We start from the raw sequence: 11,643 nt of genomic DNA on the forward strand, positions 1-11,643 counted from the left end.
CTTAGTTGCTGTTGGGTTAGCGTCTTCTACTGCTTTCTTAACGGCATCTTTTTCTGGTTGAGTTAAGGCTGATGTGTTTTGAACTGGTGTCTTAGCTGCTGGTTCTTGAACGCCCTTAGAATCTGCTTCCTTAACAGTCTTATCGCCTGTTAGGGTTGCTGTTGTTCCATCTGGGAACGTTACAGTTGCTGATCCATCGTTTCCTACTTCAACCTTAGTTGCTGTTGGGTTAGCGTCTTCTACTGCTTTCTTAACGGCATCTTTTTCTGGTTGAGTTAAGGCTGATGTGTTTTGAACTGGTGTCTTAGCTGCTGGTTCTTGAACGCCCTTAGAATCTGCTGCTTTAACAGTTTGTGCTGGTGTCAATTTAGCTGTTGACCCATTTGAGTAAGTTAATGTTGTTGAACCATCATTTCCAACTACTACTGTTGTCGCATCTGGGTTCTTTGTTCTTACTGCTGCTTCTACAGCTTGTTTTTCTGGTGTAGTTAAGGCTGACGTATTCTTAACTGGTGTTACTGTAGGTGCAGTTGGTTTAATTGTAAATACTGAGTCTGCACTTAGAGTATCTGTACTTCCATCCTTATAAGTAACCTTAACATTCGTACCATCTAAAGTAACACTTCCGATCTTGTCACTGAATGTTGGATTGGCATCTTTAACAGCTTTTTCAATAGCACTTGCTTCTGGAACAGTGTTTGATGTAATAGGTGTTGATGGAGCTACTGCAGTATACTTGAATGTTTGTGGTTTCCAAACAAAGCGAATACGTCCAAGAGCACCTTTATCCATGTTTGCACCAACATGCTCGTATGAGGTGTTACCTGCTGCGTCTTCTGCAAATAGATAACGTGTCATACCAGTTCCATCAGTGTAAGATCCATTTGGAATATTTGCTGTTAATTTAATAATAGCTGGATTTGTTTCTGTAGCTGTTGTTTCTGAACCAAATCTATTTGCTTTTAAATATAAAGCACTTTTCGTTTTACCATTTAAATATCCAGTATCTTCTGTTCCTAAACCTGTACGATTATCTTGAGCAAATACTAAATACGCTTTAGAAATTTTCCCTGAGTTATCAGTAATTTTTAGTTCTATATTATTTTCTTCACCAGAATACACATAAATTACTTGATTCTCAGCATCATCGTAAGGAATGTTGAGAACTGGACGAACTGTTTCTTTTACAGTAACTTTAGTTGGAGTTGATGTATTATTTGCAGCATCTGTTGCTGTAACACTAATTTGATCATCAGCATTCAAAGCTGGAACTGTGATTGAAAACACACCATTGTCACCTGCTTTTGCAGAGGCTTTTTGTCCATTTGGAAGCGTCACTTCTACGGTTGAGCCTTCTTCAGCTGTACCAGTAATACTAGTAGCACCTGCCTTAACTGCATTTACAGTTGGTGCTACTGGAGGTGTAACGTCTGCCTGACTGACAGTTTGTGCTGGGGTCAATTTAGCTGTCGAACCATTTGAGTAGGTTAGTGTTGTTGTACCATCTGTACCTACTTCAACCTTAGTTGCACTTGGATTCGCTGTTTCTACAGCTTTCTTAACGGCATCTTTTTCTGGTTGTTCCAGGCTTGATGGATTTTTAACTGGTGTTACTGTAGGTGCAGTTGGTTCAATTGTGAATACTGAGTTTGCTGGAATAACATCTGTACTTCCATCTTTGTAGGTCACTTTAACATTAGTACCATCTAAGGTAACACTTCCAATCTTGTCACTGAACGTTGGATTGGCATCTTTAACAGCTTTTTCAATAGCACTCGCTTCTGGAACAGTGTTTGATGTGATAGGTGTTGATGGAGCTACTGCAGTATACTTGAATGTTTGTGGTTTCCAAACAAAACGAATACGGCCAGGTGCACCTGTATCACCAGCAGCTCCTACGTTATCATAATTTGTATTTCCAGCTAAATCTTCAGCATAGACATAACGAGTTATTCCTGTACCATCTGTGTAAGATCCATTTGGAATATTTGCTGTTAATTTAATGATAGCCGGATTTGTTTCAGTAGCTGTTGTTTCTGAACCAAATCTGTTTGCTTTTAAGTATAAAGCACTCTTCGTTTTACCATTTAGATATCCAGCATCTTCTGTTCCTAAACCTGTACGATTATCTTGAGCAAATACTAGATATGCTTTAGCAATTTTACCTGAGTTATCAGTAATTTTTAGTTCGATATTATTTTCTTCACCTGAATATACATAGATAATTTGGTTAGTTTTATCATCATACGGAATATTTACTACTGGACGAACTGTTTCTTTTACAGTTACAGTTGTAGCATCTGATTTGTTATTTGCAGCATCTGTTGCTGTAACACTAATTTGATCATCAGCACTCAAAGCTGGAACTGTGATTGAAAACTCACCATTGTCACCTGCTTTTGCAGAAGCTTTTTGTCCATTTTGAAGAGTTACTTCTACGGTTGAGCCTGGCTCAGCTGTACCTGTTACTGCTGTAGAGGCTGCTGTCACTGGGTTTACTTTTGGTGCTGCTGGTGGTGTTGTATCTGCTGGTTTTGCTTCTACATTAATTTCTTTCCAACCAACAGGACTTGTGTATTTATCTTCTTTAATGTTTGAAACTACCTTAGCCTTACCTGGTTGGATTTGCTCTTTCATTTCAAGGACAATAGTATCAAAGAAACCATCAGTAGAGTATGACTTAACAACTGCTTTTGATTCGTCTTTTGAAGTCCATGCCCCTGGAATTGAATCGCGTTTAATAGCTACTACACTTCTAGCGTTACCAGCTTTAGGATAATCAAAGTAAGCAATTCCCGCATCATGTGGCACTTTCAAAGTAACTGTAGTAGTTTCTGCAACAATACTTTGTTTATCAGAAGAAGTTTCAGACGGTTGAACAACTGATTCACCAAGTCCAACTTTAACCTCTGTTTCAGCACTTTCTTCACCATTGATCGTTTGGGTAACTGTCAATGTATCTCTTGGAACCAACTGATCTTGCTCAGTGATATTACTGTTTACACCAGTTGGAAGAGTTGCAGACCAAGAACCATCCTCAGCAACAGTCACATTATCAACAATTGTCTTACCAGCAACAGCAATTTTGATTGTTGCGCCTTTTTTACCAATTCCTGAGATGGTATTGTCTGTTGACTTGATACCTGGCTCTGTCATAACACCGCCAACTTGTAATGTTGGAGTGACAGTAGGTCCAGCTGGTGCAAATACATAAGTCAACAACTGCCCACCTGGAGTTAGGGTAACGGTATTGTTTCCTTCGTTATATGAAGGTGCTTTGCTTGCATCGATTCTCTTTAATTTATAACCTTTAGCTTCGACTGCTGCAATTTTGCTGTCTTGGGTGCTAAGGTTAATAACCTCATTTTCATCACCTGGAATCGCACTACTTGCTTCAATTTCATTACCTTTTGCATCAACAAATTTCATGTGGACGATTTGTGGCGCTGTAAACTCAAATCTTTCAATCTGAACGCGTTGCAAGTTAGTACCAGAACCTGTACTTCCTAAGAACGAAAGGGCAAAGGTTGGATTATTTTTAGTCAAGGCATTCTTAGCGTCAGTTGTCATGATGCTAGTGTTAGCATTTTTTAAGTTCGTTGTCCAAGTTTGTGAGCCATAAGTTACTGTAAAGTTTTTATTTTCATCGTATTCAATTTTAAAGTCTACCCATTGGCCACTTGGAGCTGGATTTAGAGCTTTGGCTGCTGAGCTACTTGTCGTTACCCTACCAGCATTATTTGATGAGTAGAATGAACCGAAGGCATTTGTTTTCCAGGCTCTCCCACCATATTGTGGATCGGCTGATGCATTTTGGTTGGCATTTGGGTTAGAAGTGTTGTGCCATGAGTCTAGTTTGAAACCAAAGGCATTTTTGATAGTACCCATACCAATAGAGGCTCCAGATTGACCAATAGTATTTACCTTACCTGTATGGAAGACGAAACCAACTCCATCACCACCTGGTCGGCCATCTGCATCAGTTTTGCCTTCGTATTTATTACCAATATCTACCTTACCAGTGAAGGTAAAAGGTTGTCCAGAGTTAATTTTAAAACGTAGGTAAGCACTACCAACTTGACCTGAAACGTCATCTGTCAACTTAATAGTACCTGTTGATTTATCATAGGATGCAGTTCCACCTTCTTGGAAGAAACTTTCAAAGTTATCTTTGGTTACGATAGCACGAGCAAGGTTAGTTTCATCAATTGAACGTGTTGTACCTTCAGCAACAGCACGTTTGCTTCTGACTTTAGGAGTTGCTGAAGATTCTGTAGTTGCTTCAGATGTTGTTTCAACTGTTGTCTCAGCTGCTTCAGTAACTTCCTTCACACTTGCCACAGCATGAGTCAAACGTTCAACACTTTGGTTGATTTGATCTTGGCTTGCTGAACCGTTCGCAACTAATGCTTCTGCTTCTGCAATTGCAGCTGCTACTTCAGCTTTAACTGAAGCTTCTTGACCATCCAAGTTTTTAGCTTTAGCTTGTGTCAAAACAGCTTCTAGTTGAGATTTGTCAGCTGAAACGACAGTTGTTGCTGAATTTGCTTCTACTGCTTCAGTCGCAACTGGGCTAGTTGCAGCTGGTGCAGCATAGGTAGGTCCTTCAGCATTAGGTTCTGCTTGAGCTGTTCCTACTGTAGCATCCACTTTAGCTTCTGCAGTGTCAGCTTGAACTGTTGGAGTAGCTAGGGCAGCTCCAATCGCAAAGACAAGCGAACAACCAAACAAGAAATGTTTTCCTTTTTTAATCATCCGCCAGTTCTTTTGTTCCGCATTTTTACGATTAAAATACATCAAATGTTCTCCTTTTATGTTTATGTAGTATTATATATACAGCTTTATTATAATCTTTTTACTCAGATAAATCAAATTTATTCTTTCAGTTTATTACATTCCAAATATATACATATAAGTTTTTATAATATCTAAATATAGTTTTTCTCTATTTTGTTAGTTTTTTTCTTAAAAACTTGATGTTCTTTTAAAATCAAAAAGAGCAGAAATTTTCACCACACAACCATATATATTGTATGTTTTATTAGAAACTCTTTCCTTAGCTTCCTAGAATACATTGATTAGCTGCTAGAATTCCAAATTTATACACGGACTTAGATATTTCTTAAGCAGCCTGCTAACAAAAAAGGGCAATTTTATTTTATAGTGAAATGAAATAAAATCTGAACAAATTGACTAGGGAAATCAAATCAATTTCTATCCATATTTTAGAAGCAACAGTGTACTATAATATTTGATTGAAATAAGGTATGAACAATTCGATTAGGAAAGTCAAACTAATTTCTAGAAATATTTTTAGCAGTCGTAGTGTACGATCTTAGATTCAATCTACTATATTATGGATTCAATCCATTATACAAAAAAGATACTTGGTAAAAAGGGCATTACAATAAAAAAACGCATAATACCAGACTTGCAAAAGTCTTGATATTATGCGTTTAATGTTAGAGAGCGCTATTGGCCTTTCTTTTCAAATTAACCTTTGGGCTACCCTCGCCATTTTTTACTTTTATTTTACTTCAAATCCTTCTGCGACTGCATCCGCAAAGTTTTCTTCTACGATGCTTGCACAGTGGTCACAGATAACTGCCTGGTAGCTGCGTTCTGCTGTTGTTAGGTCGATACGACGGCAACGGTCACATACTTCACCTGCAGCGCGTTCTACTGTGAAGGCTACATCTTCGAAGCTAACAGCAGTTTCTGGAGCTGGTCCCTCTGCGATAGTCAATTCAGACACGATCAAAAGTTGTGCTACATTGCTGTTTACTGCTTCGAGTAGAGTTTTCACCACTTCATTTGGGTAAACTGTCAAGTGTGCTTCGAGTGATTTACCGATAACTTTGGCATTACGAGCTTCTTCCAAGGCTTTTTGAGCTTGTCCACGGAAGTCCATGAAGGCTGCCCATGTATCAAAGATTTCTTCTTGGTTAGCAAAAGTTTCTGCTTCTGGCAATTCTGACAATTGAACAAAGTCTTCGGCTTCAAACTCTAGATATGACCAGATTTCTTCCGCAGTGTGAGGAAGGATTGGTGTCAAGAGTTTCGTGATTTTCACAAGAATGTCATAGAAGACAGTCTGCATTTGACGGCGTTCCAATGATTTGGCACCTTCGATGTAGACAACGTCTTTGGCAAAGTCAAGGTAGAAGGCTGACAAGTCAACGTTGATAAAGTTCACTAGTGCTTTATAGATTGTCAAGAATTCAAAGTCAGCATAAGCATCACGAATTGTTTTCACAAGCTGGTTAAAACGAATGGTCATGTACTTATCAACTGAACGAAGTTCTTCGTAAGCTACTGCATCCTCAGCTGGATTAAAGTCAGATGTATTGGCAATCAAGAAACGAAGAGTGTTACGGATCTTACGGTAAGTTTCAGAAACTTGGCTCAAGATGTCCATAGAGATACGCACGTCATTGCTTGAGTCAACACTTGTTACCCAGAGACGCAAGATTTCCGCACCAAATTGTTTCTCAACATCGCTTGGAGCAATGGTATTTCCAAGAGATTTAGACATCTTTTCACCTTTACCGTCAAGGGCAAAACCTTGTGACAAGATTTGTTTGTATGGTGCCACACCATGGTTCGCCACAGATGTGATAAGAGAAGAGTTGAACCAACCACGGTATTGGTCTGAACCTTCAAGGTAGAGGTCAGCTGGGTATTTGAGTTCTGGACGGTTAACCACGACACCATTCCATGATGAACCTGAGTCAAACCATACGTCCATGATGTCTGTTTCTTTCTTGAACTCACCATTTGGTGAACCAGGATGGGTAAATCCTTCAGGCAAGAGGTCTTTGGCATCACGTTCCCACCAGATGATTGAACCATGTTCTTCAAAGAGTTGAGCTACATGCTCAATCGTTTCAGCAGTCATGATTGATGTGCCGTCTTCTGCGTAGAAGATTGGAAGTGGAACACCCCAAGCACGTTGACGAGAGATAACCCAGTCACCACGGTCACGAATCATATTGTACAGACGGACTTTACCCCATTCTGAGTGGAATTTCACTTTTTCGATTTCATCCAAGATATCTTGACGGAATTTTGATACTGAAGCAAACCATTGTGGAACTGCACGCCAGATGATTGGTTTTTTCGTACGCCAGTCAAATGGGTATGAGTGAGAGATTTCTTCTTGAGCAAGAAGTAAATCACCAAGTTTTTCGATAACCGTTGGAACAACCTTATCATAGAATTGGCCTTCAAACTCAGCACCAGCATTAGCCATCATAAGCCCGCGTTCGTTAACTGTCACAGCAACTTCAAGTCCGTTAGCAATACCAACATTATAGTCGTCCTCACCAAAACCAGGGGCTGTATGGACGATACCAGTACCAGAGTCTGTCGTAACGTGGTCACCAAGGATAACAAGTTCATCTACTGCAGTATCCCATGGGTGCTCTGTCACGATGTGGTTCAACTCTGAACCACGGTAAGTATCCAAAACTTGAACATCCGTCCAACCAAATTTTTCAGACAAGCTGTTCAACAATTCAGCAGCAACCACAAACTTACGGGCTTCACCAGCAGGTTGAACCAAAACGTAATCAATATCCGCACCAACAGTCAAACCACGAGAAGCAGTGATAGTAAATGGAGTTGTTGTCCAAACAACGATATAAGTATCAGTGTCTAGGACACCTTTGCCATCTTTGACTTTGTTGGCATAGTAAAGAGAAGTTGATACCAAGTCATGGTATTCAATTTCCGCTTCAGCAAGAGCTGACTCAGATGACCAAGACCAGTAAACTGGCTTAGCACCACGGTAGATGTAGCCCTTGTTAGCCATCTCACCAAAGACACGGATTTGCGCTGCTTCATAATCAGGAGTTAAAGTTACATATGGATTTTCCCAGTCACCAGACACACCCAAACGTTTGAAGTCTTCGCGTTGTTTATCTACTTGAGAAAGAGCGTATTCACGGCAAAGTTTCAAGTATTCAACCAAGTCCATTTCTTTGCGTTTGACACCTTGTTTTGCCAAGACTTGCTCGATTGGCAGACCATGTGTATCCCAACCTGGGATGTATGGTGCGTAAAATCCTGACATAGACTTAGAACGAACAATGATATCTTTTGAAATCTTGTTCATGGCATGTCCTACGTGGATATTTCCGTTAGCGTACGGAGGTCCATCATGAAGAGTGAAGTGAGGTTTCCCTTCATTCAACTCTTGACGACGTTGATACAATTTTGCTTCTTCCCACTCTTTTTGCCAGACTGGCTCTTTGGTTGGAAGGCCTGCACGCATTGGGAAGTCAGTTTTCCCAAGATTTAAAGTTTCTTTGAGTTTCATGATATCTCCTTTTTTATATAGACAAATTAAAAACCACGATTCGCTAAAAAGGACGAAAATCGTGGTACCACCTTTGTTCGGAAAAAGAACTAGTCTTTCTCCCTCTTTTCCCGTAACGTGGGGAACGTCAAATCCTACTAACTTCAGACTTGATAACTTGAGAGGATAATCTCATCAACAGGGATTGTAGGACTTCCACCATCTCCTACTCGCTGGAAATATGTTTGATTAGATCTTGTTCTCAGATTTTACAATTATAAATGTTGAGAAATTGTTATTCTGAATCCTCTTTAGACTCAGAACTCATTTCATTATTTACTAACGAAGATAAGTCAGATAAAGTTGATTCATCCTGTGCTTCCATCAATTCACGATTAGTTGCTTCTATACGTGCTTGGAGCTCAGCAACCTCTTCAGGTGAAAACTGACGAGTCAAATCATTGGCTTCCTCCTCATGAAATGCTGAAATATTTTCCCCCAAAGCCTCTCTAACCACCTCTTTAAAGACCTCATCACTGGTTTGTAAATAAGTTGCTGTTGGACGTAAAATTTCTTCCCAATCAGATGAATCAACGATGGCCAATTGACTTTCAATTGTAGATTTCAAGCGTTGATGGAAGACGCGACTCTTATTCTTCAGTTCTTCTGTCTCAATCGCAACCTTCTTAGCATTATCAGTTGCTTGACGTAAAATTTCATTTGCCTTGTACTTAGCTTCATCAAGCAAACGTTGTGATTCCTGTTCAGCATGATGAATGATATTATGAGAGCGTTCAGTAGCTGCTTGTTTAACTCGCTCAGCAGTATCTTGAGCAATTAAAACAGACTGACTCAATGAATCTTTCATCTCATCAAAATAAGACAAACGCTCTTCTAAATTTCTAATTTGTTGCTCTTTATCATGGTTACTTCGAACCAATGTTTCATAGTCTCGAACTACAATATCGAGAAATTCATCAACTTCTTCAGGATCAAAACCTCTAAACTTAGTACTAAAGCTTTTATCCTTAATCTCTAACGATGTAATTGGCATATTTTCCCCTCACTTACTTAATAATAATTGTATTGTCAATTTCTTCTTATCCCTTTTTGTCTGACCATTTTCTCTCAGAACACTAATCCTTCCAAAACGTCTGACACTTACTAAATCACCAAGCTTAACTTGATAATCAGATTTTTCAACCAGATGGTAATTTACCTGAACATATTTTCTTTCTAATAAACCAGCTGTCTGAGAGCGAGACAATTTCAAAACATTTGACAAGAAAGCATCCAAGCGCATACTCGGAACTAAAACTTCCTTTTCCTGATAATCACTCTCAGCTTCTACCAATTCTTCAAAGGATTTGACTTCAAGTTTGACAGGCAATCGAGCAATCTTTTGAATCCCATCTTGAAAAAGAGAAGTGAATTTTTGGTCCACAATGATTTGAGCTCTATTTTCCGTTACCAATATATCACCAAATAACTTGCGATCGATTCCCAGACGATTCAGAACAGTTCCTAAAATCTTGGAATGAGTCAATTGGTCAAACTTGCTAGAATAAACAATCTCAAGCAAGTCCATTTCAAAATCCATCAAAGTCGGTATGAAATAATCTGGTGCAAGTAGTACACGACTATACTCGCTAGCTACAAAATCATTGCTAGAAAAAACTTTAATCCCTTGATGATTGCCCAATGTCTTTAAAATAAAGACCTGATGAGGGTTGATAAAGGGAGTTAAGATAGGAGCGTAGTGCTCCTCAACCTGCCTGAGCCACTCCAAACCTTTATCAATAAAAGGAATATCCTCGACTGAAAAATGCTGATAGATATCTTTTCTCATGCTAGTATTAAAAGAAAACGGATCAGATAGTTTCCAAGTAAATGAACTAAAAGGACGGCCACCCAAACTGAAAAATCTAAACCACCAATACTTAGTGGTAGACGTCTCAAGGGTTGAAGAATCGGTTTGACTAAATTAGTCAACAAACGACCTGCTCTAGTCTCATAGGCATTTGGAAACCAGGATAAGAGAGCAAACGCTACAAGTATCATAGAATAGATATCTGTAGCGTTTTGAATAAAGCGAACTAGAAATATCATTATCTCACTCGTTTTCTCTTCATATCGAAATCAAACTCTTCACCATGAGTTCCCTCTGGCAAACGAATATCTTCGATGTTAACCACAACGCCTACCGGTGTCAAAAGGTACATGGTATTTGCAACCTTTCTTAATTCACCAGCAAGTACATGACGAGCTCCATCTAAATAGTCTAGACAACGACGCGCTTGTACTTCAGTCATGTATTGGAAATCGATTAAAATACTTTCATTGCCTGCTAGTAAATCAACGATATCCGTTGCATCTTCGTAGCGACGAGGATAACGAACATCAATGGTTACCTTTTCTGTACTACGATGACTCTTCATCGCTAATTCTTGCTGACGAGCATGAAGGCGCGTAATATTTTTTTCCTTTGAATTCACTTGTGAAGGCTGGGGAAGTTGTTGAGCTTGTGGAAGTTCTTCCATGGGGGCAGAAACTGATGTTAGCGTTTTTTCAGGCTTTAATTCAGCAACGTTTGGTGCCACTTCTTCTCCATCTTCAGTGAAATAATCTATAAACTTTTCAAATTTATTTTTTAGTGACATGGTTATTTCCTACTTAAAAAATGCTGTGCCGATTCGAACGAAAGTTGAACCACATTGAATCGCTTCTTTGAAGTCTCGACTCATACCCATACTTAGTTCTGTCATCGGCATATTGGGGAGATGTTTTTCTTGAATGTTTTTTTGCAATTCTTGCGTTTCTTTAAATATCTCTAGTAATTCTTGACTAGTTGCATCAAATGGAGCCATGGTCATCAGTCCCACATACTCAATCTGGTCTAATTCTGAAAGTTCTGGTAAGAGGGCTAACAATTCTTCTTTCGAAAAACCGTGCTTGCTCTCTTCCTTAGAAATATTTACTTGCAAAAAGCACTTAATCTTGTGGTCTGCTCGTTTTTGAATTTCCTGAGCTAGCTTTAAGGAATCTAAAGCATGAAAATAATCCACATAAGAAATCACTTCCTTGACTTTACGTCTCTGTAAGGTTCCAATCAAATGCCAGGTAAGATTCTTATCACTTAGAGCATGATACTTGTCAAGAAATTTATCAACACGGTTCTCACCAATGTGTTGCACTCCTTGCGAAACCAAAGCTGAGGCTGTTTCAACATCTACATATTTGGTCACCGCAATCACAGAAACCGAGTCGTTTTCACGACCAGCTTCCTGAACTGCATTCGATATCTGTTGAAAAACAAGGTTCGTATTTTCTTTTAAATTCATCTT

At 39.1% G+C, this 11,643-nt stretch carries 7 protein-coding genes; all 7 read right to left on the reverse strand.

Translation table 11 applies throughout. The annotated features are described in order from the left end of the window. Window positions 1–4,797 (reverse strand): lectin-like domain-containing protein (locus GEZ89_RS05155; RefSeq protein WP_153225219.1); only part of this gene is annotated, 4,797 nt, incomplete at its 3' end. Between the two features lie 730 nt (window positions 4,798–5,527). Beyond that, a complete protein-coding gene (gene ileS / locus GEZ89_RS05160) occupies window positions 5,528–8,320 on the reverse strand; it encodes an isoleucine--tRNA ligase (RefSeq protein WP_153225220.1) in 2,793 nt (930 codons plus the stop codon). 274 nt (window positions 8,321–8,594) lie between these two features. Then, entirely contained in the window at window positions 8,595–9,353 is a 759-nt protein-coding gene (locus GEZ89_RS05165) for a DivIVA domain-containing protein (RefSeq protein WP_075231300.1), read from the reverse strand. Between the two features lie 9 nt (window positions 9,354–9,362). After that, window positions 9,363–10,148, reverse strand: a complete 786-nt coding sequence (locus tag GEZ89_RS05170; RefSeq protein ID WP_153225221.1) for an RNA-binding protein — start codon at window positions 10,146–10,148, stop codon at window positions 9,363–9,365. Next, window positions 10,145–10,408 carry a YggT family protein gene (locus tag GEZ89_RS05175; RefSeq protein ID WP_075231298.1) on the reverse strand — a complete coding sequence of 88 codons (264 nt, stop codon included), beginning with the start codon at window positions 10,406–10,408 and terminating at the stop codon, window positions 10,145–10,147. The genes GEZ89_RS05170 and GEZ89_RS05175 overlap by 4 nt, the downstream gene beginning before the upstream one ends. Beyond that, on the reverse strand, window positions 10,408–10,959 hold the full coding sequence (locus GEZ89_RS05180) for a cell division protein SepF (protein ID WP_075231297.1): 552 nt from the start codon (window positions 10,957–10,959) through the stop codon (window positions 10,408–10,410). The genes GEZ89_RS05175 and GEZ89_RS05180 overlap by 1 nt, the downstream gene beginning before the upstream one ends. Before the next feature lie 9 nt (window positions 10,960–10,968). Continuing rightward, window positions 10,969–11,640 carry a YggS family pyridoxal phosphate-dependent enzyme gene (locus GEZ89_RS05185; RefSeq protein ID WP_075231303.1) on the reverse strand — a complete coding sequence of 224 codons (672 nt, stop codon included), beginning with the start codon at window positions 11,638–11,640 and terminating at the stop codon, window positions 10,969–10,971. Between the last annotated feature and the right edge of the window lie 3 nt (window positions 11,641–11,643).

Source organism: Streptococcus mitis (assembly GCF_009496285.1).
In the GTDB taxonomy this organism is placed as follows: domain Bacteria; phylum Bacillota; class Bacilli; order Lactobacillales; family Streptococcaceae; genus Streptococcus; species Streptococcus mitis_BP.